The sequence below is a fragment of the Qipengyuania nanhaisediminis genome (assembly GCF_900115585.1).
Classification (GTDB): Bacteria; Pseudomonadota; Alphaproteobacteria; order Sphingomonadales; family Sphingomonadaceae; genus Qipengyuania; species Qipengyuania nanhaisediminis.
The window spans coordinates 452079-474875 of the sequence record NZ_FOWZ01000002.1; the positions used below are offsets into that span (position 1 = coordinate 452079).

Here is a 22797-nt window from a genome sequence, read left to right on the forward strand (position 1 = left end):
GCTTACCCGATTAACTCTGGAACCCATGAAACTCGCGATGCCAAGACAGAAACTTGGGATGCGGTCGGTAGGACTCAATCTCCGGCGCCTTGAGCTTGCCGGTAGGGTTGATGATCGCCTCAACCCCCTCGCGGTCATTGACCTTCCTGTGCACGATAATCTCAAGGTCGTCCCTGAAGCCGATCAGCCCACGGTCGAACATCCAATGTGCGGTCCCCGATAGCGCGAGACCATTGCGCACGCTGTCAGGGCCGCCATGCTCGACCGGGCGGATATGCGCGGCCTGCGCTTCCAAGCGACCGCCGCCATTGACCAGCTTCCAGCCTGTCACAGCGCAGCGGCCATCATAGGCGTGCATCACGGCGCGGCGGAAGGCGCGGTCGCGAAAGGGCTTGGAAACGAGCGACTGCACAATAGGCCGCTCGATCTCGAACGGAGTCTGATGCTCGCGGACACGGTTGTCTTCGACTACTTCGTCATCGCTGCGAGGCAGGAAGTCTTCATCAGGCAGGCCGAGCGAAATGATGCGTGCGAAGTCGGAATGCGAAAGCGGGCGGACGGCAGCTTGAGCGCGGCCAGATACTTTGCCTTCCTCATTGAGAACACCGCGCTCGACCTGCTCGCCATTCACGATATGCGGAACGGTCGGCTCGAAAGGCAGATAGCTACCTTTCTCGATAATCGCACGATAGCGGTCAGGCTCTGCCGGGTCAGGAATGATTTCCTCGACCTTCGCCACGGCGAAGAAGCCCTTGGAGTTCGGAATCTTGACCGGCTCGCGATAGACAATCCAGTCGCCGACCATCTGCTTCGCGCGGCTGAGATAGCTTTTCGGAAACTGGTAATGAACCTCAGGAATGTCGTCGTAGATCGACCCATCCTTGTGCATGAAAACGCCGAAAGTCATTTCGATTCCCTCTTCTCGACGTAATGCCTACATATCCAGGTAAGACGACCACTCTTCTAGCGCGCTCGATCGGGCTTCAAACAGAGCAGTCAATACGCCCGCGCGAACTGCAGGCCACATCGTGCCGTCAAGCCGACCGAAACTAATCTCGCCAAATTCAAGCGTCGCATTTTTCCAAGCAACGTGATTGCGAAGCAGGGCAGCGTTTTGTTGTCGGTCACTAAGATCACGGCATCTCATCATGGCTTCTGCAAGCCTTTTCCGCGCAGCGAAAAGTGAATCGGACGCTGAGAAATTCATCTTAAGTTGCGTATAAGGTTCATTAATCAAAATGGTCTGCCAAAGAACTCCATCTGTTGCATCGATCCATTTTTGAATTGCATCGAGTGCCGTCAGCGCAGCGTCCGCGCTAATCTCATATCCGACTGCAGCCTCATGGGCGAGGATGTGTCGCTTTTGAAATATGTCTGACAGCGCCGATAGCACTTCATCGACGTTCTCAAGAATAGGAGGATTGCCTCTTGGGTTTTTTCTGACCGAGGGATGCACAGCGTTCGCGAGTAGGTCTTTGAAACTCGCTCCGAAAATGTGGTCCAACCAATTCATTAGATCGTTTACCGAATTCGCAGGAGCTGCGTGCGCAATTAACTCAGCCGCGCTCAACTGCTCATCGCCAATGTGTCTCAGCGTGTCTCCGAGAAAGTACTTTTCTCCCAGCATCTCTGCGCCTCTTAGCCGAAACTCGGCTTCCTTCTCCATTACATCTGCGAGAAAACCACGGTGATATGTTTGAAGTGCCGCGACACCACCTACAATTGCGTGGCGGCACAGTTCGTTCTCATCGGGGAACTTGAAAAGCGAAGCTCGAAGAGACGTTATCCGTCGCTGCGCATCCCACTTATCGCTTTCCCTAATATCGCTCGACCGGCGTAGTCTTTGGTCTGCGATTTCTCGCTTTATTCTTTCCAGACTGCGCCCACTGGAACTACGTGCCATCAAAATTCCTCACTGCCTTGAAATCGAAATATAACTACATTTTGCGGACACAGTCGGTAATTTATCCAATGAATTACACCATTCAATCTCTCTCAATAACCACCGCTAGATGTGGAACCAGGTTAGGAATCATCACGGAATGGCAAATGGTACATGTAAGCTAACGGGCGACAAGGGACCTTTCGTCAAGTCGCACATTATCCCGAAGGCTTTGACATATGGAGCAAACAATCAATTCCCCTTCGCTCAAGCTGGTCGGGATATCGCACCAATTAAGCGCTGGGACAGTTGGTACGATAAGCGGATGGTTACGCAAGCTGGCGAAACGATACTCGAGGCATACGACGATTGGGCAATTCGTGAACTGCGCTCCAGTAAGTTAGTTTGGAGTGGTTGGGGGAAAAGCAAAACGCTGCCGGCGGAAGTAATGAAAATTCCCGATTCTGATGGTTGGGGCGTCAGGAAGATCAAGGGAATCGATGGTCGTCGATTGAGGTTATTTTTCCTCAGCCTTCTTTGGCGAGCAGCGGTGAGTGAGATGGTCGAGTTCAAAAAGGTGAGGCTGCACGCGTCAGATGTCCGTCGCCTTCGCAAAATGGTGTGCGACGGCGACCCAAACCCTTCTGGAAGATTTCCAATAGTGCTCGTTCAACTTTCGACGGTTGGTCCGATCCACAACCTTGCCCCATTAGAGCAGCGGAAGCCGAAACATCCTTGGTTAAACAATGGACCAAGCTATCCAATCTTTCGGTTCTATTTCGACGGGCTTATTGCACACATCCACAAGGAAATTAGTGAAAAAGAAGTCAAAGGCCTCGGATCGATGATTGTTGGTCGTCAGGAAGACCTTACTGTCTCAACAGTGCCATTCGAAACATCTTGGCAACGGGAAAACCTGAGCGAGCTGATCCGTGAAGCAGAGACCCGTTGGCCTGAAAAATTAGCCAAAATTCCCGGCTTCAGCCCAAAATAATTTGAACGGGTTCCGACCCGCCATCGGGCAAATAATCACCTTATCAATAAAAGCTAAATTCTCTGCAGTTTCTTCCCGAAAGTAGCTCGCTACTCCTCCCCCATCCTCAGCGCAGCTATAAACGCCTCCTGCGGGATGCTCACGTTCCCGTACTCGCGCATCCTAGCCTTGCCCTTTTTCTGTTTTTCCAACAGCTTTTTCTTGCGGCTGATGTCGCCGCCGTAGCATTTGGCGGTGACGTCCTTGCGGAGCGCAGCGATGGTTTCGCGGGCGATGATCTTGCCGCCGATCGCGGCCTGGATCGGGATCTTGAACAGGTGGCGCGGGATGAGATCTTTTAGCCGTTCGCACATGCCGCGGCCGCGCTCTTCCGCAACGGAGCGGTGAACGATCAGCGATAGCGCGTCGACCGGCTCGTTATTGACGAGGATGTTCATCTTCACGAGGTCGCCTTCGCGCAGGCCGATCTGTTCGTAATCGAAGCTGGCATAGCCGCGGCTGATCGATTTCAGGCGGTCGTAGAAGTCGAACACCACTTCGTTCAGCGGCAGCTCGTAGCTCACCTGTGCGCGGCCGCCGACATATGTGAGGTCGGTCTGGATGCCGCGGCGGTCCTGGCACAGCTTGAGGATGGCGCCGAGATATTCGTCGGGCGTGTAGATCACCGCCTTGATCCACGGTTCCTCCACCGCGTCGATCCGGTTCACGTCCGGCCAGTCGGCGGGGTTGTGGATGTCGACGACGGCGGCGTCCTCGTTCTTCGTATGGGCGAGGTGCACGCGGTAAACCACGGACGGGGCCGTGGTGATGAGGTCGAGGTCGTATTCACGGCTAAGGCGTTCCTGGATGATCTCCAGGTGCAGCAGGCCGAGGAAGCCGGCGCGGAAGCCGAAGCCGAGCGCGGCGGAGCTTTCCATCTCGTAGCTGAAGCTGGCGTCGTTGAGGCGCAGCTTGCCGATGCTTTCGCGCAGTTTCTCGAACTCGGCAGCGTCGACCGGGAAGAGGCCGCAGAAGACCACGGGCTGCACTTCCTTATAGCCGGCCAGCGCCTTGTCCGCCCCGCCCTTCACAGTGGTGATGGTGTCACCGACGCGGGCCTGTTCGACTTCCTTGATCTGCGCGGTGATGAAGCCGATCTCGCCGGGGCCGAGTTCGGGCAGGTCGGTGCGCTTGGGGGTGAAGCAGCCGACGCGGTCGATCAGGTGCTGGGTGCCGCCCTGCATGAACTTGACGTTGAGGCCCTTCTTGATGACCCCGTCCATGACGCGCACGAGGATGACGACGCCGAGGTAGGGGTCGTACCAGCTATCGACCAGCATGGCCTTCAATGGCGCGTCGCGGTCGCCCGAGGGCGCGGGGATGCGGGCGACGAGGGCTTCCAACGTGTCCTCGATGCCGATGCCGGACTTGGCGGAGGTGAGGACGGCGTCGGATGCGTCTAGGCCGATGACTTCCTCGATTTCCGCGCGGACCTTGTCGGGCTCGGCGGCGGGGAGGTCGATCTTGTTGATGACGGGGACGATTTCGTGATCGTGCTCGATCGACTGGTAGACGTTGGCGAGGGTCTGGGCCTCGACGCCTTGCGCCGCGTCCACGACCAGCAGGGCGCCTTCGCACGCAGCGAGGCTGCGGGAGACCTCGTAGGCGAAGTCGACGTGGCCGGGCGTGTCCATGAGGTTGAGCTCATAGGTCTCGCCATCCTTGGCGGTGTAGTTGAGGCGCACGGTCTGCGCCTTGATGGTGATGCCGCGCTCCTTTTCGATGTCCATATTATCAAGGACTTGCTCGGACATCTCGCGATCGGTCAGCCCGCCGCAATGCTGGATCAACCGGTCGGCCAGCGTGGACTTACCATGGTCGATATGCGCGATAATCGAAAAGTTACGGATCTTGGAAAGGTCAGTCATTGCGACCGCCCTTTAGCCGCGCTTTGAATGCGTGTCAGCCGCAATTGCGCGAATAGTGTTCGAGCTAGCCTTTGCTCGCTCCCGATGCGTTTTCGGAAAGTTTGAACTTGGGATAGCTCGTCGGCGCAGACGATTGAGCGGCCATCGCATACTTGCCGGCAGGCAGTGCTTCGAGCGGAGCCCCGGCGGCCGCCAGTTCGTATGGACTGACACGGTTCCGCGTGCACAAGCCACCTGCCCCGTCGTCGACCAGTTCCTGTTCGAATTCGAGCCCCTGCGTATCGCCCATGGTCCGGCGAACCGTACAGACGGCAAGTTGTCCGCCGCCGAAATCCAGCACGAACATGGTGCCAACAGGCACATCCTCGAGCCCTTCGATCATCGCACCCGAGCGCGACAGATTGCGCAAGGTCACATCGTAGTAGTGATCTTCGTGGATCACACCGATCTTGCGGTAGACCGTCCTGCGATTGGCGCGCTGGTTGCCCTGGTCGGTCGGTTCAAGGACCCAGACGCCCTTATCTATCTCTTCGAGAACCTGGCTGTGGCTGACGGCATCGGAATAGACGAAGCCCTGGACTTGCCCGACACCCAGGTGCTTCAGTTCCTGCATCAATTTGAGCGCATGGACGCCCGAAGCGGCAGTTTCCATGCCAAGCGCATTTGCGAGCGCAACCACCGCACGAACCAGTTCCATGTCGCCAAGGTCGTTGCCCAACATGGGTTCGAAGAAGTTCGCTCCGATTTTCAACGTATTGAAGGGTGCGCGGCGCAGGTAGGCCAGCGAGGAACGCCCAGTCCCGTACTGATCAAGCGTCAGCCGCACCCCGAGTTTGAAGAGGTGGCCGAGCGTCGCATCAACCTTCGACGCATCGCCCAGCAAGACGCTCTCATTGAGCTCAAGCTCCAACCGCGCCGGGTCGAGATCAGTCTCTTCGAGGATCTTTTCGACCAGCTCGGCAAATCCGTTGGCTTCGAACTGGACAGGCGAGATATTCATGGAAAGTCGCAAGTTGCCCGGCCACTGGACCGCATCCTCACACGCACGACGCAGCGCCCATTCGCCAATCGGCACGATGAGACGACTGCCCTCGGCAATAGGGAGGAACGTTTCGGGAGCCACCCGACCGCGATCTTCATCTTCCCAAGTGTACTTGGCTTCCAACCCGATAACCGTATTGGAGCCGAGGTCGACAACCGGCTGGTATTCGAGGGCGAAATCACCTGCCTCGATCGCCGCAGCAAGATCGTCTTCCATGCGCTTGCGCAGATTGGCCTCGTGCTCGAGGTCCGCGCCGTAAAAGCGAAACTGACCGCGGCCGCCATTCTTCGACGCGTACAGCGCGAGGTCGGCGGCACGTGACAGTTCGTCGCGTTCAAGGCCGTCGTAGGGCGCGATCGCCACGCCTACGGAGCAGCCGATCGTGCAGCGCCCTTCTTCGACCGAATATGGCTGCGAGAGCATCTGGATGATCTTCTTGGCGATTTCGCCCAGTTCGCCGCGATCGTCCATGTCGGGGATCAGGACCTGGAACTCGTCACCGCCAAGTCGACCTATCTCGCCGCGGCCGCCAACGGCGCTGCGCAATCTGTCTGCGACCTGCTGGAGAAGCTGGTCGCCAGCGGCGTGCCCGAGGGTGTCGTTGACCTGCTTGAATCGATCCAGATCGAGCATCATCAAAGCGGCGGTACGTTCGGCCGCGCAGAATGTCTTGAGCGTGGAATCGATGCGCTGCTCCATCCGGTGCCGGTTGGCGAGCCCGGTGAGGGAGTCGAATTTAGCGAGCCGGTTCGCTTCGGCCTCAGCACGGAAGTCTTCGGTGATGTCGACGACACTGCCGCGGAAGCCGGCAAATTCCGTATTCTCGTCGTAGAGCGCCCTGCCCGACAGGCATAGCACGGCGTCATTGTCGCTTGCTTGTGCCTGCGCCGAAAGGTTTGAAAAGGATTTGCGGGTGTTGAGCTTGAGCCCAAGCGAGCGGCCATCCGTTTCGCCTTCGACCGGGATCAGGACCTGCTGGAGCGGCGTGCCGATCAGTTCTTCGGGCAAGGCACCCAGTCGCTCCGCAATAGCAGGCGACAGATAGGCGATATTCCCGTTGCGATCAGTCGACCAGAAACCCAGCGCTCCACTGCTCTCGATTTCGTCGATGATTCGAAGCTTGTCCTCCGCAGCGATCCCCTGGCGGACCGCAGACGCAGGTGCTTCGCCACGAGACGAGAACAGGTTGGAAAAGGGCATGGCCCCCATGGCGGGTAGACCTCTACTACATTGAACTTGCAGGTTCGGGTCTAGGCGGGAATGGTTATTTTTACCCTAACGCCGGGCTTGTAATCGCCTTCATCCAGCTTTGCGTTTGCGGGACGAATTGCTGATATCCACCTCGAGAAACTGCTTTCGCGTGCCGTTTGCGGCGTTTTCCGCCATGAGCAGTGCGTAAGGGTCCTCCGGCAGGCTGGCCAGCGGCGCGTTGGACGCGGACGCTATCTCGTAAGGCGATACGCGATGACGCGTGCAAAGGCCGTCCGCGCCGTCACTGATCAGAGGCGTCTCGAACTCGAGACCCTGCGTGTACTCTTCGGACCTGCGAACGACTGCGACTGCAAGCTGTCCGCCACCCAGATCGAGAACGACCTGCGTATCGACCGGCACGTTGAGGAGGCCCTCGACCCTGGCACCCGTTTTCGACAGGTCACGCATGGTCACGTGATACCGGTGATCTTCGTGGATGAGCCCGACCCTGCGGAAAACGCTCTTGCGTTCGGAACGGAACCGTTCCGGGCCACGCGCCTGATACTTCAGTTCCTTGCTCTCCAGCCGTTCGAGAAGCTCTTCGTGGCTGATTGCCGGCGAGAAAATGAAGCCCTGCACGTGGCTTGCGCCGCGTTCCTTGACCAGCGTGAGCTCGTCTTTCGTTTCGACGCCCTCCGCCACCGTCTCCATTCCAAGCGATTCAGCCAGACTGACGATTGCCGACATGATCGCAGGGTTGTTGTTACCCTTCTCCGTCGCGCCCCGTACGAACGCCTGGTCGATCTTGATCTTGTCGAACGGCGCCTTCTGCAAATAGCTGAGCGAGGAATAGCCGGTCCCGAAATCGTCGAGAGCCAGTCGGACCCCAATTCGCTTCAGATCTTCGAACATTTCCTGTGTCCGGCCGGTGTCGCCGACGAAGACACTTTCCGTGATTTCGAGCTCAAGCCTGCCTGGAGGCATACGAGCCTCGCGCAGAGCTTCCTTGACCTTTTGAGGGAAATTATCCTGGGCGAACTGGATAGCCGACACATTGACGGCGACACGCAGTTCGAAAGGCCAGCCAGCTGCTTCCTTGCAGACTTGCTGCAATGCCCAATCGCCAAGCTCGTTGATCATGCCGATTTCCTCGGCGACCGGGATAAACTGCGATGGCGGGATAAAACCACGTTCCGGGTGCTCCCAGCGCATCAGCGCTTCGAGACATTTGAGATTGTGGTCCTTGGAGCTGACGATCGGCTGGTAATACATTCGCAGCTCGCCGTCTTCCATTGCACGACGCAAATCCGTCTCGATCTGGTTACGCTTCTGCGCCCCGTCGCGCATGTCGACATTGTAAAAGCGATAGCAGCCCTTGCCCTTGTTCTTCGCAGCATACAGCGCAAGGTCGGCCGCCTTGACCAGCTCGTCTGGCTCAACGCCGTCGAACGGAGAAACCGCAATGCCAACCGAAGTGCCGATGGTCACGCGGGTGTTGTTCACCTGGTATGGCTGGGAGATCATTTTGATCAGGCGATCGGCAAGCTCGCCCAGTTCGGCGCGGTCATCCATGTCCTGAAGCATGACTTGGAACTCATCGCCGCCAAGTCGCGCAATCTCGCCCTTATTGCCGACGATGCGCTCGATCCGGTTTGCAACCTGTTTGAGCAGATCATCGCCAGCCGGGTGGCCATGCGTATCGTTGACCTGCTTGAACCGATCGAGATCGAGCATCAGCAGCGCACAGCTACGCTGGGATGCGTGGAATGCCTTCAGCGTCGAAGTGAGCCGCTTGGTCATCCGGTGCCGATTGGCGAGGCCAGTGAGGGAGTCGTACTGCGCCATGCGCTCGGCGTCGATACGCGAAGCACGGCTGGCGGTTACATCCTTCGCACTTCCGCGATAGCCGATGAAGTTCTTATCCTCATCGTATTGCGGTACGCCGGTCACTTCCCAGTATTGCGGGCTTTCTTCGCTACTCGCGGCAACCTTTACGGGGTGATGCGAAATCGAGTTCCGGGCGCTGACGAGGAACTTCAAAGGGCGGCCTTCGCGAACGTGCTCTTCATCTTGATGGAAGAAGTCAGCGATTGATCGACCGATCGCTTCACCCTTGGTCAGTCCGGCCTGCGTGACGGCAGACGGAGAGAGGTAGATCAGGCGGTTTTCGGCGTCGGTCGCCCAGAACCATCCCAGCCCTGCGTTCTCGAAGCTGTCGAGCATCTGGATGCGCGAGAATGCCTCGGGCGCATTGGTTTCGCCGCCCGGATTTTCGTTGGCCGCAACCTTTGCCTTGGAGGGCTTCTTGCCCCGCTTCGAGAAAAATCCACTCATATGTAAAACCCGATTGCCCTGTTGATCCGCGCTATTTCCGCGGTTGAGGCGCTCGTTTAGCGGGAAATCGTTACCCAATGCATAACCATCAGAGGCGCTGCTTTTGCGGGTTTCGCGAGGGCGCTTGCGTCACGGCATGCGTCAAGGCATTGTCATCGACAGAACTGCGGGGGGAGAAAACCGCTCATGCGTCATATCGCAATCATCGGGTCCGGTCCGGCCGGCTATTACACGGCCGAAGCTGCAGGAAAGCAGTGGGAGGATGATGCCCGCATTGATGTTTTCGACAAGCTCCCGGTTCCTTATGGCCTCATCCGGACCGGCGTTGCGCCGGATCACCAGTCGATCAAGGGAGTTGCTCGTAGGTACGAAAAGACCGCACTGAGCGACAACGTCCGCTTCGTAGGCAATGTGACGGTCGGCGAAGACGTTTCCGTGGAAGAGTTGCAGGACCTATACGATGCCGTCGTGTTCGCCACCGGCGCCCCCGAGGACCGGTCGCTCGGGCTGGAAGGCGAGGATTCCGCGAATATCTTCGGAAGCGCTGCCTTTGTCGGCTGGTATAACGGTCACCCCGAATTTGCCTCCATCGATCCGGACCTGTCGAAGCGCCACGCGGTCGTGATCGGCATGGGCAATGTCGCTCTCGACGTGGCTCGCATCCTCTCCAAGACCGAAGCCGAGCTGGCGGGATCGGACATCGTCGAACATGCCCTCGCGATGCTGCGCGGGTCCAACCTCGAAACCATCACCATTCTCGGGCGGCGCGGACCGCACCAGATCATGATGACCCCCAAGGAATTGGGCGAGCTGATGCACCTGGACCGTGCAAGCCCTTGGGTAGACGGAGACGATCTTCCTCCCGTCGATGATGACGCGATACTCGAACCCGGCCTGCGCAAATCCGTGACGCTCCTGCGCGACTTCGCCGCGATTCCGGAAAGCATTCACGGGGAGAAGGCGATTGCCATCGAATTCGATTTCTTCGCGAACCCGGTCCGCTTCATAAGCGAAGGCGGTCGACTCACCGGAGTAGAAGTCGAACGCACCACCATCGAGAAAGGACGCGCCACCGGCACCGGCGAGACCTATGTAGTGCCGGCCGATGTGGCGGTGACATGCATCGGCTACCGTTCGTCCGCCATCGACGGTGTTCCATTCGACGAAAGGCAGGGCCGCTTCGCCAATGACGAGGGTCGCATCCTGCCGGGCCTCTATTGCGTCGGGTGGGCCAAGCGCGGCCCCACGGGCACTATCGGGACGAACCGCCCGGACGGTTACGGCGTGATCGAGAAAGTGGCAGAGGATATCGGGCAAGGCGGGCGCAAACGTGGCCGCGAAGGTTTCGATGAACTCGCGCGCGATCGCGGTCTCGACATCGTCACCTTCCGCGATTGGCAAAAGATCGAGGAAGCGGAAGCCGCCGCAGCGCGTGAAGGTGCCCCACGCGAGAAATTCGTCGATATCAAAAGCATGATTGCCGCGCGCAAATAAGCGGAACACTGGCGCGGCGCGCTGCATTGGAATAGTAGCAAGAACAAATAATAAGAGGATCCCCACGATATGGCACAGCTCGAAGACGAAGCCGCACAATCCACTAGCGCACTTGGCCCGCTTATCGGCCTGACGCGGGAGGATATCTTCGGTGCGGTTGCCGTCATGCTGCGCGAGACCGCATCCGATCCCCAAAGACTGATGAAGCATAGCCAGGAAGTCGGCCAGGACATGATCAAGATCATGACCGGCAAGAGCGAACTGGCACCCGACCCCAAGGACAAGCGTTTCCGCGATCCTGCATGGCAGTACAACCCGTTCATGCGGGCTGGCATGCAGTACTACCTGGCTGTCCAGAAGGGCGCTTCCCGCTGGCTCGAAGACCTTGAACTCGACGAACTGGAGCGCGACCGCGCCCGCTTCATCTCGAATATCATCATCGACGGGCTCGCCCCTACGAATACGCTGGTCGGCAATCCGACGGCACAGAAGATGGCTATCGACTCCGGCGGCCTTAGCCTCATCAAGGGGCTCAAGAACGCTTACGACGACATGGTCCACAACAAGGGCATGGTCAGCCAGGTCGACAAGAAGCCGTTCAAGCTGGGCGAAAATATCGCCACGTCGAAAGGCTCGGTGGTCCTGCGCACCGAAATGATGGAACTGGTGCAATACGCACCGACCACAGACGAAGTTTACGAGATCCCGCAGCTCACCATCCCGCCGCAGATCAACAAGATGTACATCAACGATCTTTCGCCGGAAAAATCGGTGGTGAAGTACCAGCTCGACAACGGCATCCAGACCTTCGTGATCAGCTGGAAGAACCCGACCAAGGAACAGGGCCACTGGGACATGGCCGACTATGTCCGCTCCTGCCGTGAAGCGATGGAAGCGGTGAGCAAGATCACCGGCTCCAAGAAGGTCAATGTCTCGGCCGGTTGTTCAGGCGGCCAGACTGCCTCGATGCTGGCCAGCAAGATGGCGTCCGACAAGGACGACCTGCTCGGTGCACTAACGCTGATGGTCTGTGTCCTGCATCCCAAGCAGAACGATATCGAAGCCGGTTCGCTGGTGTCGGAAAACGGCCTCGCTCTCGCCAAGCGTCGCGCATCCAAGAAGGGCGTGATCAAGGGCGACGATCTGGCGCGCGGCTTTGCCTGGCTGCGTCCGAACGACCTGATCTGGAACTACGTGATCAACAACTACCTTCTCGGTCAGGACCCGCCAGCCTTCGACGTCCTGTTCTGGAATGCGGACGCGACCAACCTTTCAGCTGCCCTCATGGGTGACTTTCTGACCGTCTTCGAAACGCTTGCTTTCACCAAGCAGGGCGAAGTCGAAATGGTCGACCACAAAATCGACCTTTCGAAGGTGACCAGCGACCTGTTCATCCTTGGCGGTGTGACCGACCATATCACTCCGTGGAAGGCGACGTACCGTTCGACACGCCTGTTCGGCTCGAAGGACGTAACCTACGTCCTGTCGCATTCCGGGCACATGCAGGCCATCCTCAACCCGCCGGGCAATCCGAAAGCGCGCTACTACATCCAGCAGGACGAAAAGAAAAAGCTGCCCGAAACTGCCGACGAATGGCTCAAAGGAACCGAAGAAGTTTCAGGCTCTTGGTGGCCATACTGGATGGAATGGGTGCAGAACCGCGCCGGCGAGAAGAAGAAAGCGCCTGCGAAATTGGGGAACAAAGCGTACCAGCCGCTGGACCCTGCCCCCGGTCTCTACGTTATGGAAGAGTGCTGACACCCTCGTCGGCAAGCAACAGGATACGCGCGTGACCGCATCGAAAGACGAACCCATGACCGCCACTATCGAGATGATCGAGGCAGGCGGTCGGACCTTGCGCGTCGCGCATTGGCGTCTGGACCAGCAAAGCGAGCATCCGCCGCTGCTGTTTTTCAACGGCATCGGGGCGAATATCGAAGCCGTCGCACCGCTGGCGGAAATGCTGACGGAACGCGCATTCGTCATGTTCGACATGCCGGGCACGGGTGAAAGTCCGGATCCGGTCTTGCCGTACAATCCTTTCACGATGTGCTGGACTGCCAGCCAGATCCTTGACCGCCTTGGCGTCGAGACAGTGGACGTGATGGGTGTGAGCTGGGGTGGTGCCATGGCTCAGCATTTCGCGCTCCAGCACCCCAAGCGCACGCGCAGGCTGGTACTTGCGGCAACCACCGCAGGCATGCTGATGGTACCGGGCAATCCGGCAGCGCTCACTAAGATGGCCGATCCGCGCCGCTACATCGATCCGGAGTTCATGAACGAACACTTCGCCACGCTGTATGGCGGTGTCGATCCTGATGGCGAGGCGCATCAGAAAGACAGCCACATCGGACGGCTCAAGCCGCCTTCTCCGCGTGGTTACATGTACCAGCTCCTGGCGATGCTGGGCTGGACGAGCCTGCCCGCCCTGCCCTTCCTGAGCAAGGAAGTGCTGATCATGATGGGCGACGACGACCAGATCGTACCCTTGATCAATGGCCGCATTCTGGCCTCCGCGATCCGCAATGCCCGGCTGCAAGTCATGAAGGGCGGAGGGCACCTCTTCCTTCTCACCCACGCCGATGAAAGCGTGGCAGCCTTGCGCGAGTTCCTCGACGCTCCGGAAGGCGAGGACCGTGCCGCAGCCTGATGCCCGTTTAGGCGGCTGATGGACAGCGCCGCTCCCGATCCTCTCGTCCGCCCTCTGGCGGTGCGGGAACCACGGGGGACCGGGGGCGCATTGGGTAAGACCGGGTTTGCCTGGGCCGTGTTCGAGTGGGCCCGCAACCCCTATTATATCCTGATCGTCATCTACATTTTCGCGCCGTATTTTGCGAGCGACATTATCGGGGCCGACCTGCTCGCAAGCGGAGAGCTCGATGGACTTGCCGCCGAAGATGCGCAGGCAGCGGCAAATGCACGCGGGCAAGCGACCATCGCTTCGGTCACCAAATGGGCGGGATTCATAGCCGCGCTTACAGCACCGTTCCTCGGGGCGGCTCTGGACCGGGGCGGCAGATTGAAGCCAATCCTTGCCATCTTCCTCGGCGCCATCACGATCTCCTCGGCTCTGCTGTGGTTCGCAATGCCCGGCGGACAGGGCCTGTCGGTGCCGCTAATCATGACACTGCTGGTAATCGCCTATGTCAGCTACACCTACTCCGAGGTCACACATAATGCGATGCTGAGCGTTGCGGGTGAACCGCGGCGGCTGGCGATGATATCGGGTCTCGGCCTCGGCCTCGGAAACCTCGCCGCTTCGCTCATCTTCATCGCCATCGCCCTGCTCTTCGTCCTTCCCGCACTGGTTGGCTGGCCCTTCGCCGAAGCGCAGTTCGGCGTCGACCTCACCAAATTCGAGCACGCGCGGCTGGCAGGACCGGTCTGTGCCGCATGGCTGGCCGGCTTTTCGATTCCCTTCTTCCTTAACGCAAAGGACCCAGGAACGCCCGGTGCGAGCTGGCCCAAGGCCTTTCGCGAGGGCGCCAAGAGCGTCATTCGCACGGTCCGCGAGGCAGCGCATTACCGCGAACTCATGAAATTCCTCCTCGCCCGCATGTTTTATGCCGATGGGATGGCAGCCTTGCTGGCACTCGGCGCGGTCTATGTCGCGCTGTTCCTCGAATGGAATTTTCTCGAGATGCTCTGCTACGCGATTTTTGCGAGCATTTGCGCGTTCGGGGGCGGAATCTTCGGCGGGTGGCTGGAGGAAAAGGCCGGCGTGAAGCGCGCTCTGGCGCTGGAAATCGGGGCTATGATTGTCACCGGCCTCGTCCAGCTGTCGATCACGCAGGAGAGCCTTTTCCTCGGCCTCGTTGCGAATTTCGAGGTCTGGGACGGTATCATATTCCCCACTCTTTCCGATCTCGCATACCTCGGCCTTATCAGCATCATCGCTGTCACTGCGACGGCCAGCATCTCCTCGAGCCGAACCATGCTGGTTGCACTCGCACCCGAAGGCCGGAGCGGTGAATTCTTCGGGCTATACGCGATCGCCGGTACGATCACGGTCGGGATGGGCCCTCTCCTGGTCGAGCAGTTCACCCTGTGGTCGGGCGACCAGCGCATCGGCATGCTCTCGATCAACCTGCTCTTCCTCGTCGGGGTCGCAACGCTGTTGAGCGTGCGAATGGCACGTCGTCCCGACTAGTCGCCGCTGGACTCATAGGTTGCAATGTGGAACTTTCTCATTCGAGAGAGGAGCCACACCATGCCAGCATACGACCTGATCATCCGCGGCGGGACCATCGTCGACGGGACCGGAGAAGATCGCTTTACCGGAGATGTCGCCGTAAATGACGGACTGATCGCCGCAGTCGGCGAGATATCAGGCGATGCGGCAGAGGAAATCGACGCCTCCGGCCTGCTGGTGACGCCAGGCTTCGTCGACATTCACACCCACTATGACGGACAGGCGACCTGGGACCAGGAAATGGCCCCCAGCAGCTGGCACGGCGTCACCACAGTCGTGATGGGCAATTGCGGCGTGGGTTTCGCGCCCGCCAAGCCCGACAAGCATGAATGGCTGATCGGCCTGATGGAAGGGGTCGAGGACATTCCCGGGACCGCACTCGCCGAGGGTATGAGCTGGGACTGGGAGACCTTCCCCGAATATCTCGACGCACTCGAAAAGCTGCCACGAACTGTCGATGTCGGAACCCACGTCCCGCACGGTTCTGTGCGCGCCTACGTGCTTGGCGACCGCGAACGCCCCGGTGCTGTTCCGACCGACGAGGACATCAGGAAGATGTCTGCCATCGTCGAGGAAGGTGTGCGCGCCGGTGCCTTGGGCTTCTCGACCTCGCGCACCGTCCTGCACCGCGATGTCGACGGCGAGGTCGTGCCGGGAACCACGGCTACCAAGGAAGAACTGATCGAGATCGGCCGCGCCATGGGCCGTGCGGGTCACGGCGTATTCGAGATGGCCAGCGACATGAAGCGCGACTGGGACGAGTTCGGCTGGATGGGCGCGCTGAGCCGAGAAACGGGCCTACCCTGCACCTATGCCGCGCTACAGTCGATCGCCAAAGAGATGCCGCTCGACGAGCAGATTACCTCCATGCGCGCCGAGAATGACAATGGCGCGAACATCGTCGCCCAGATCGCCTTACGCGGGAACGGCATCGTCATGGCATGGCGCGGCACGGTCCATCCTTTCCGCCTCAAGCCGAGCTGGAAAGAGATCGAGGACCTCCCGTGGGAAGAGCAGAAGGCAAAGCTGTTCGAACCCGAATTCAAGGCTAGGCTGCTTGGCGAGCAACACGATTTTTTCGAGGTCAACCAGGACATTATCGGCCTGATCATGGTCGTGTGCGGCGGCTGGAACAAGCAGTTCGAAATGGACCCCGACTTCAATTACGAACCGACCGCCGAGGAAAGCATTCTCGAACGCGCCAAGGCTGCGGGCGTCTCGGGTGACGAATATGCCTACGACCTGCTCTGCCGCGACGATGGCAAGGGCTTCATCTACCTTCCCATCCTGAATTACGCGGACGGCAACCTCGATTTCCTCCACGACCTCCAGCACGCCGACGACACGGTCAACTCGCTGTCGGACGGCGGCGCGCATTGCGGTACGATCTGCGATGCTGCCTCGCCCACTTTCATGCTCCAGCACTGGGTGCGCGACCGTTCCCGCGGGACCATCAGTCTCGAGAACGCAATCAAGCGCCAGTGCAGTGACACGGCCCGCCTCTACGGCCTCGAAGATCGCGGTGTACTCGCACCGGGCTATCTCGCGGACATCAACATCATCGACATGGAACGCCTGAAACTGGGCAAGCCCTGGCTCGCGTTCGACCTGCCCGCTGGCGGCAAGAGACTGCTGCAAAAGGCCGATGGATATGTCGCGACGATAAAGAATGGCGTCGTGACGTTCCGCGAAGGAGAGTGGACTGGCGAGACGCCGGGAGGACTGATCCGCGGGCCGCAGCGTGCCGAACTGGCGGAGGCCGCAGAATGAAAGCTATCCGCACTACTGCCACACCATCCACGCTGGACGCTCTCGAACTCGTCGATATGGACGCGCCCCCTCCCCCGTCGGTGGGCGAGATCAGCGTGGAGATCAAGGCGAGCTCGCTGAACTATCACGACTATGCGGTCGTAAAAGGAATGATACCGACCGAGCAGGGACGCATTCCCATGTCGGACGGTGCCGGAGTGGTCACTGCAGTGGGCGAAGGCGTGACCGAGTTCGCTGTCGGCGATCATGTCGTCAGCACATTCTTTCCCGACTGGCTCAACGGGCGGCCGCCACAATCCGCTTTCACGCGCGTTCCCGGTGACGGGATCGACGGATATGCGCGAGAACGCATCACCGCGCCGACCCACTGGTTCACCCGCGCCCCTGCCGGTTTCAGTCACGCGGAAGCGGCCACGCTGACTTGCGCCGGGCTGACGGCATGGCGCGCTCTATTCGTCGATTACGCGGTGAAGCCGGGCGATACCGTGCTCGTCCAGGGCACCGGCGGCGTTTCGATCTTCGCCTTGCAGTTCGCCAAGGCTGCGGGCGCCACCGTCATCGCCACCAGTTCCTCCGACGAAAAGCTGGAACGGGTAAAATCGATGGGTGCGGACCACCTCATCAATTACAAGGAAGTCGAGGCTTGGGGTCCGAAAGCCCTGGAACTGACCGGCGGCCGCGGCGTAGATTGCGTCGTCGAGATCGGCGGCGCAGGCACTCTGGACCAATCGATGCTGGCCACCAGGGTCGGGGGCCATGTTGCCCTGATCGGAGTGCTCGCCGGTTTCGCCGGTCCCGTCCAGACCGCCCTTTTATTCTCCAAAAACCTGAAGGTGCAGGGCCTGACCGTGGGTAGCCGTGCGATGCAGCAGGACATGATCGCCGCGATCGAGGCCAACGGCATCAAGCCCGTTATCAGCGACACATTCGCCCTGGCCGAACTGGCAGACGCTTTCCGTCACCAGGAAAGCGGCGGACACTTCGGCAAGATCGCTATCGAGATCTAAGGCTCGATCACGATCCCCTTCGCGGGATCGACCTTGCCACTCACCATTTCCACGAAGATGTCGCGGGCTGCGGCAAGCCCGGAATGGCGTTCGATCTCGATGGAATCGCCTGCGTCTTCCAGGAAGCCGCGCCAGCTTTCGGCGACCATCGCGCCTGCCTTTTCCGGGCCATGCTCCTTGAAGAGCGACACTGCATGGTCCGGGGCGAAGAAGAGCGTGGGCGTCGGCCCGGGCAGATCCGCCGCGCCGCCCATGCCCGCTCCTCGTTCCTCGATATGGGTCGCGCCAACGAGGCAGGAATATTTGAGTGCATCCCCGAAGTGCTTGTGCAGATCGCCTAGCAGTCCGGCATTCCCGGCAAAGTCCACCGTAACGCTGGGCTCGGCGGCGATCTGCCCGACAGCATCGTAGGGCAGGACTTCATCGTAGAGGCCGCTTGCTTTCACAAACTCCACATTGCCTGCCGACGTCAGGCCGATGCGCCTGATCTCGGGCGAACGCCGCTTGGTCACGCTGGCTAGGCCCATAGCCGTCTTCGAGCTTGCGCTGGTGAGGATCACTTGCCCTGCGCCGAACCAGTCCTGCGTGCGCATGAAGTATTCGATGAGGAAGCCCGTCTTGAAGAGCGGTCCGAAGATCATGCGCTCACCCTCGCGCGCGGGATCATGCTCCGGGTCTGCGGCAAGTCGGGAATACTGGTTGTAGATCGGGCTCATGGGCTGGCGATGCTCGGCCATGTCAACGAAGCCCGAAGGCGATACCTTGCCCGGGATTACATCCAGATGGGTCGCCATGGGGAGATAGCCGTAGACCCGCTCCCCTTCAGCGAACTCCGGGTGTCTGCTTTCGATCACGCGCGCGTGGCCCCACATCGGGACGATGCCCATGCCATCGGGCGCGGGAAAGAAATTCCAGTAGCCGAACCCGTCGCCGACCACCGCATAGGTGATGTTGTTTGCCGTGACAGAGAAGCTCTCGATGGCGAGGCGCACACCGCCGGCGGCCAGCGGACCAGCGTCGACCTCCACCAGATCGGCGTTGGTCAGTTGCGATTTTTCGACGTGAACCTGCTGCATGGCGCATCTCCCTCTTTGAGAGAGACGCTAGCCAAGCAAGAACCCGAATGCGAGCGTTAAACCCGCATCGGCATCAGGACGTATAGCGCCGGGCTGTCATCATCCTTGCGGATCAGCGTCGGCGCACCGGCATCGGCCAGATGGATCTCGACGGTGTCGCTGTCGATCTGGCCAAGGATGTCCTTGAGATACCCGGCGTTGAAACCGATCTCGAAGCCATCGGCACCGTATTCGGCCGAAAGTTCTTCGGTTGCGGTGCCATTGTCGGGCGAAGTGACGGTCAGTGTCACCTTGTCCTTGTCGAGCCCCATCTTCACCGCACGGGTCTTCTCCGTCGCGATCGTGGCGACACGGTCGACACCTTCGTGGAAGGTGCGCGGGTCGATCTTGAGCAGCTTGTCGTTACCCGTGGGGATGACCCGCGAGTAATCCGGGAAGGTACCGTCGATCAGCTTGCTGGTGAGGACCATTCCGCCTTCGCCGCCGAGGGTGAAACGGATCTTGCTGGCCGACAGGTCGATCTGGACGTTGCCGTCCATCTTTTCTTCCAGCAGCTTGCGCAGTTCGGCGACGGCTTTGCGCGGCACGATGACGTCCGGCATGCCTTCCGCGCCATCGGGACGCGCCAGGGTGAAGCGTGCGAGGCGGTGGCCGTCGGTCGCGGCAGCCTTCAGCACGGGCTGGTCTTCGTCCGACACGTGCAGGAAGATCCCGTTGAGGTAGTAGCGGGTCTCTTCCGTCGAGATCGCAAATCGCGTGCGGTCGATCATCTCGGCAAGCGTCTTGGCCGGAAGTTCGAAGCTGGTCGGCAGGTCGCCTTCGACAATCACCGGGAAGTCGTCGCGCGGCAGAGTGGGCAGCGAGAAGCGGCTGCGGCCCGCCTTGATCGCCATACGGTTGTCGGCGGTTTCAAGGCTGACCTGGCTGCCGTCGGGCAGCTTGCGCGCAATATCGAACAGGAGGTGCGCGGAAACGGTCACGGACCCGTCGCTTTCGACGCTGGCTTCCATATGTTCGACCACTTGCAGGTCGAGGTCGGTCGCCATCACGCGCAGACCGTCGCCTTCCGCCTCGATGAGGACGTTCGACAGGATGGGGATGGTGTTGCGCCGTTCGACGACGGACTGAACGTGGGAGAGACAGCGCAGCAGCGTAGCGCGTTCGATAGTGGCCTTCATGGGTCCTTCTTTCGTCCCTGTTGGGCGAAGCAAGGGCCGGAATCGCCCCCGCGCGCCGGAATACGGATAACGACCTTAGCGAGGCCGCCTACGGGGGCAAGGCTCCGTCACGTCCCGAACCCGCCCCCTGATCGATTCCTTGGGGATAAAGGGGTATTTAGCCCATCATCGCCATGCCGCCGTTCACGTGCAGCGTCTGGCCGGTGACATAGGCAGCCTCGTCGCTGGCGAGATAGGCCACAGCCGCGCCGATCTCGTCGCCCTCGCCCATCCGGCCCATCGGGATCCGGCCGTTGATGGCGGCCTTCTGGTCGTCAGTAAGTGCGTCGGTCATCGCCGTGCGGATGAAGCCCGGAGCGACGCAATTGACGGTGATATTGCGGCTGGCCAGCTCTTGGGCGAGGCTCTTGCTCATGCCGGTGAGGCCGGCTTTTGCAGCGACATAGTTCATCTGCCCGGGGTTGCCGGTATGGCCCACGACGCTGGTGATCGAAATGATGCGGCCACCCTTGGCTTTCATCATCGGACGCGCGCTCGCTCGCATGAGACGGAAACTGGCTTCGAGGTTGATGCGGATCACCTCGTCCCACTCCTCGTCCTTCATACGCATCGTCAGATTGTCGCGCGTGATCCCGGCATTGTTGACGAGGATGTCCATCTTGCCGAGCGTATCGACAGTCGCCGGAACAAGCTCCTCCACCTGCGTCGTGTCGGACAGGTTGCAGGTAATCTCGACGTGGTCACCGCCGGTATCCGAGTTCAGCTGTTCGCGGAAGGCGCGTAGCTTGTCGCCATTGGAACCCGACAGCGCCAAACGCGCACCCTGGCGCGCCAAAGCATAGGCGATGGACGAACCGATGCCGCCGCTGGCGCCGGTAACGAGTGCGGTCTTGCCTTCGAGGCTGAACATCATGCGTTCTCCTTCGCGAAATTCTCGAGATCTTCCATGGTGACGAGGCTGATAGTGGTCACCTCCTTGTCGATGCGGCCGACCATCGGTCCGAGCACCTTGCCGCCGAGCTCGACGAAGCGTTCGACGCCCGCCTCACGCATGGCGAGCACGCTTTCGCGCCAGCGAACGCGGCCCGTGACCTGTTCGACCAGCAGGCGCTGCTCTTCGGCGGGGTCCGTGACCCGCGATGCCGTCACATTGGCGAACAGGGGCACGGAGAAAGCCGAGGGCGATGTCTCTTCCAGCGCCAGCTTCATGCGCTGTGCGGCGGGTTCCATCAACGAGCAGTGGAAGGGCGCGGACACCGGCAGTTTGATACCGCGCTTGATCCCGTGCTCTTTCGCGAGTTCGATTGCGCGATCGATGGATTCCGCGTGGCCCGAAATCACGACCTGCGTCGGATCGTTGTCATTGGCGACTTCGCACACCTGCCCCTCGGCTGCTGCTTCTGCCAGCGCGGTGGCTTTCTCGATGTCCGCACCGAGCAAGGCCGCCATGGCGCCGACACCGATCGGCACGGCATCCTGCATCGCGATGCCGCGCAGGCGCAGCAGCTTCGCGGTTTCGGCAAGGCCGAACGCGCCGGCGGCACACAGCGCGGAGTATTCACCCAGCGAATGGCCCGCAACGCAGCTGGCCTTATCCGCAAGAACGACGCCGAATTCCTTTTCCAGGACGCGCAGAGTGGCGATCGAGTTTGCCATGATGGCCGGCTGTGCGTTCGAGGTAAGCGTCAGCTCGCCTTCAGGGCCGTCCCGCATGACGGAAGACAGTTTCTGGTTCAGCGCGTCGTCCACTTCCTCGAAGACTTCGCGTGCGTGGGTGCTGGCATCGGCCAGTTCCGTTCCCATGCCGACCTTCTGGCTTCCCTGACCAGGGAAAATGAATGCAGTCATGTTTCTCTCCTGTTGGGAGCGGCGCTTAGGCGCGCAAGGTCCGTCCCTCAAGACCGAAAGGCACGATCTTGTTGGTAGAGGAATGCCCGACCTCCGCCCGGCCGAGGTAGGAAATGCCGCTACGGCGGCACCAGTCTTGCACGATTTCCTGCGCGCTCGCGCCGAATGGCCGATCGTTTTCGGGAACCGCCGTCACCTCGCCCAGCTTGATTCCCGCGATGTCACCGATCTGGGCGGTCACATGGAAGAGCAGGCGGTCGATGGCGTATTCGTACTCGCCGACTTCTTCGATGAGGACTTCGTGTCCTGTCAGGTCGGGCATGAACGGAGTGCCGACGAGCATGGCAAGCGTATAGAGATTGAACGCAGCGACCGGTCTATCGGTGAGCGAAGGCTCCAGTCCGTCCGGATTTCCCGACATATAGGCGAGGACCCGGCGAATGGCCGCCTCGCCTCCCTCGCGCTTGATATCGACTGGCATGGGCGCATGGACCGGGCTGCCGATCCCGGCCCGATAAAGTGCACCCAGCAGCGTCCCGCAGTCGGAATAGCCCAGGAACGGCTTGTTCTTCGCAGCATCACCAGCCTGTTTGAGGAATTGAGCCGCGATCCGGTTCGAGCCATATCCGCCCTTGGCAAACCACACCGCGTCGTTGCTGGCGTCGTTCGCACACTCGAGCAGCGCCGCCAGGCGCGTGTCGTCGGAGCCTGCGAAGTGGCCTTCCTCGACGAAGCACTGCTCGTGGAAATGTAATTCGAGTTCAGGAAATTCGTCGCTCGCGAGCCTGCTTACGGCCTGCGCATATTTGCGCTTGAGCGGGGTTGCGGGGGCGCAAATGGCCACTTTTCGGATCGGACGGTGCACATCTGCGGTCATGCCTG

Annotated in this window: 17 protein-coding genes; 7 read left to right on the top strand and 10 right to left on the bottom strand. The window is 60.1% G+C overall.

Going from position 1 to position 22797, the window contains the following annotated elements; translation table 11 throughout:
- Positions 1 to 10: 10 nt before the first annotated feature.
- Both BM173_RS07780 and BM173_RS07785 read right to left on the bottom strand, forming a co-directional pair.
- Positions 11 to 907, bottom strand: coding sequence for an HNH endonuclease (locus tag BM173_RS07780; protein ID WP_090479622.1), 897 nt, complete (start codon positions 905 to 907; stop codon positions 11 to 13).
- A 27-nt stretch (positions 908 to 934) separates the two neighbouring features.
- On the bottom strand, positions 935 to 1903 hold the full coding sequence (locus BM173_RS07785) for a hypothetical protein (RefSeq protein ID WP_143089600.1): 969 nt from the start codon (positions 1901 to 1903) through the stop codon (positions 935 to 937).
- Positions 1904 to 2042: 139 nt separating this feature from the next.
- On the opposite strand from BM173_RS07785, the gene BM173_RS07790 reads away from it, so the two are divergent.
- Entirely contained in the window at positions 2043 to 2876 is an 834-nt protein-coding gene (locus tag BM173_RS07790; RefSeq protein WP_143089601.1) for a hypothetical protein, read from the top strand.
- An 89-nt stretch (positions 2877 to 2965) separates the two neighbouring features.
- Here the strand turns inward: BM173_RS07790 and lepA are convergent, their stop codons facing one another.
- From lepA to BM173_RS07805, 3 genes are all read right to left on the bottom strand, one after another.
- A complete protein-coding gene (gene lepA, locus BM173_RS07795; RefSeq protein ID WP_090479631.1) occupies positions 2966 to 4783 on the bottom strand; it encodes a translation elongation factor 4 in 1818 nt (605 codons plus the stop codon).
- A 64-nt stretch (positions 4784 to 4847) separates the two neighbouring features.
- Positions 4848 to 7034, bottom strand: a complete 2187-nt coding sequence (locus BM173_RS07800; protein WP_090479635.1) for an EAL domain-containing protein — start codon at positions 7032 to 7034, stop codon at positions 4848 to 4850.
- 90 nt (positions 7035 to 7124) lie between these two features.
- Positions 7125 to 9350 (bottom strand): EAL domain-containing protein, encoded by a 2226-nt coding sequence (locus BM173_RS07805; RefSeq protein WP_090479637.1) that lies wholly within the window; start codon positions 9348 to 9350, stop codon positions 7125 to 7127.
- A gap of 186 nt (positions 9351 to 9536) precedes the next feature.
- Between BM173_RS07805 and BM173_RS07810 the strand changes: the two genes are divergently transcribed.
- From BM173_RS07810 to BM173_RS07835, 6 genes are all read left to right on the top strand, one after another.
- Positions 9537 to 10844, top strand: a complete 1308-nt coding sequence (locus tag BM173_RS07810) for an FAD-dependent oxidoreductase (protein WP_090479639.1) — start codon at positions 9537 to 9539, stop codon at positions 10842 to 10844.
- Between the two features lie 69 nt (positions 10845 to 10913).
- On the top strand, positions 10914 to 12602 hold the full coding sequence (locus BM173_RS07815; protein WP_090479642.1) for a PHA/PHB synthase family protein: 1689 nt from the start codon (positions 10914 to 10916) through the stop codon (positions 12600 to 12602).
- Between the two features lie 31 nt (positions 12603 to 12633).
- The gene (locus BM173_RS07820) at positions 12634 to 13494 is read left to right on the top strand and encodes an alpha/beta fold hydrolase (protein WP_245755816.1); all 861 of its coding nucleotides are present in this window, start codon (positions 12634 to 12636) and stop codon (positions 13492 to 13494) included.
- A gap of 90 nt (positions 13495 to 13584) precedes the next feature.
- Positions 13585 to 14994 (top strand): MFS transporter, encoded by a 1410-nt coding sequence (locus BM173_RS07825; RefSeq protein WP_245755817.1) that lies wholly within the window; start codon positions 13585 to 13587, stop codon positions 14992 to 14994.
- 60 nt (positions 14995 to 15054) lie between these two features.
- On the top strand, positions 15055 to 16806 hold the full coding sequence (locus BM173_RS07830; RefSeq protein WP_090479650.1) for an N-acyl-D-amino-acid deacylase family protein: 1752 nt from the start codon (positions 15055 to 15057) through the stop codon (positions 16804 to 16806).
- Positions 16803 to 17813: a zinc-dependent alcohol dehydrogenase family protein gene (locus BM173_RS07835; protein WP_090479653.1), complete on the top strand. Its 1011-nt coding sequence runs from the start codon at positions 16803 to 16805 to the stop codon at positions 17811 to 17813. The genes BM173_RS07830 and BM173_RS07835 overlap by 4 nt, the downstream gene beginning before the upstream one ends.
- On the opposite strand, the gene BM173_RS07840 is transcribed toward BM173_RS07835, so the two are convergent.
- The 5 genes from BM173_RS07840 to BM173_RS07860 all read right to left on the bottom strand — a co-directional run bounded on the left by BM173_RS07840 (position 17810) and on the right by BM173_RS07860 (position 22792).
- On the bottom strand, positions 17810 to 18889 hold the full coding sequence (locus BM173_RS07840) for a DUF2855 family protein (protein ID WP_090479656.1): 1080 nt from the start codon (positions 18887 to 18889) through the stop codon (positions 17810 to 17812). The genes BM173_RS07835 and BM173_RS07840 overlap by 4 nt on opposite strands.
- 56 nt (positions 18890 to 18945) lie before the next feature.
- The gene (gene dnaN, locus BM173_RS07845; protein WP_090479659.1) at positions 18946 to 20067 is read right to left on the bottom strand and encodes a DNA polymerase III subunit beta; all 1122 of its coding nucleotides are present in this window, start codon (positions 20065 to 20067) and stop codon (positions 18946 to 18948) included.
- Between the two features lie 157 nt (positions 20068 to 20224).
- Positions 20225 to 20977 (bottom strand): 3-oxoacyl-[acyl-carrier-protein] reductase, encoded by a 753-nt coding sequence (fabG, locus tag BM173_RS07850; protein ID WP_090480276.1) that lies wholly within the window; start codon positions 20975 to 20977, stop codon positions 20225 to 20227.
- A complete protein-coding gene (gene fabD, locus BM173_RS07855) occupies positions 20977 to 21915 on the bottom strand; it encodes an ACP S-malonyltransferase (RefSeq protein ID WP_090479660.1) in 939 nt (312 codons plus the stop codon). The genes fabG and fabD overlap by 1 nt, the downstream gene beginning before the upstream one ends.
- Positions 21916 to 21940: 25 nt before the next feature.
- Positions 21941 to 22792, bottom strand: coding sequence for an LD-carboxypeptidase (locus BM173_RS07860; protein ID WP_090479662.1), 852 nt, complete (start codon positions 22790 to 22792; stop codon positions 21941 to 21943).
- Positions 22793 to 22797: the final 5 nt, after the last annotated feature.

What these genes read in the sequence shown, in the direction of transcription:
- lepA (WP_090479631.1), bottom strand. Translation starts at nt 4,783, where the DNA reads ATGACTGACCTTTCCAAGATCCGTAACTTTTCGATTATCGCGCATATC.
- BM173_RS07860 (WP_090479662.1), bottom strand. Translation starts at nt 22,792, where the DNA reads ATGACCGCAGATGTGCACCGTCCGATCCGAAAAGTGGCCATTTGCGCC.
- BM173_RS07800 (WP_090479635.1), bottom strand. Translation starts at nt 7,034, where the DNA reads ATGGGGGCCATGCCCTTTTCCAACCTGTTCTCGTCTCGTGGCGAAGCA.
- BM173_RS07785 (WP_143089600.1), bottom strand. Translation starts at nt 1,903, where the DNA reads ATGGCACGTAGTTCCAGTGGGCGCAGTCTGGAAAGAATAAAGCGAGAA.
- BM173_RS07805 (WP_090479637.1), bottom strand. Translation starts at nt 9,350, where the DNA reads ATGAGTGGATTTTTCTCGAAGCGGGGCAAGAAGCCCTCCAAGGCAAAG.
- BM173_RS07835 (WP_090479653.1), top strand. Translation starts at nt 16,803, where the DNA reads ATGAAAGCTATCCGCACTACTGCCACACCATCCACGCTGGACGCTCTC.
- BM173_RS07780 (WP_090479622.1), bottom strand. Translation starts at nt 907, where the DNA reads ATGACTTTCGGCGTTTTCATGCACAAGGATGGGTCGATCTACGACGAC.
- BM173_RS07830 (WP_090479650.1), top strand. Translation starts at nt 15,055, where the DNA reads ATGCCAGCATACGACCTGATCATCCGCGGCGGGACCATCGTCGACGGG.
- fabD (WP_090479660.1), bottom strand. Translation starts at nt 21,915, where the DNA reads ATGACTGCATTCATTTTCCCTGGTCAGGGAAGCCAGAAGGTCGGCATG.
- BM173_RS07790 (WP_143089601.1), top strand. Translation starts at nt 2,043, where the DNA reads ATGGCAAATGGTACATGTAAGCTAACGGGCGACAAGGGACCTTTCGTC.
- BM173_RS07840 (WP_090479656.1), bottom strand. Translation starts at nt 18,889, where the DNA reads ATGCAGCAGGTTCACGTCGAAAAATCGCAACTGACCAACGCCGATCTG.
- fabG (WP_090480276.1), bottom strand. Translation starts at nt 20,977, where the DNA reads ATGTTCAGCCTCGAAGGCAAGACCGCACTCGTTACCGGCGCCAGCGGC.
- dnaN (WP_090479659.1), bottom strand. Translation starts at nt 20,067, where the DNA reads ATGAAGGCCACTATCGAACGCGCTACGCTGCTGCGCTGTCTCTCCCAC.
- BM173_RS07810 (WP_090479639.1), top strand. Translation starts at nt 9,537, where the DNA reads ATGCGTCATATCGCAATCATCGGGTCCGGTCCGGCCGGCTATTACACG.
- BM173_RS07815 (WP_090479642.1), top strand. Translation starts at nt 10,914, where the DNA reads ATGGCACAGCTCGAAGACGAAGCCGCACAATCCACTAGCGCACTTGGC.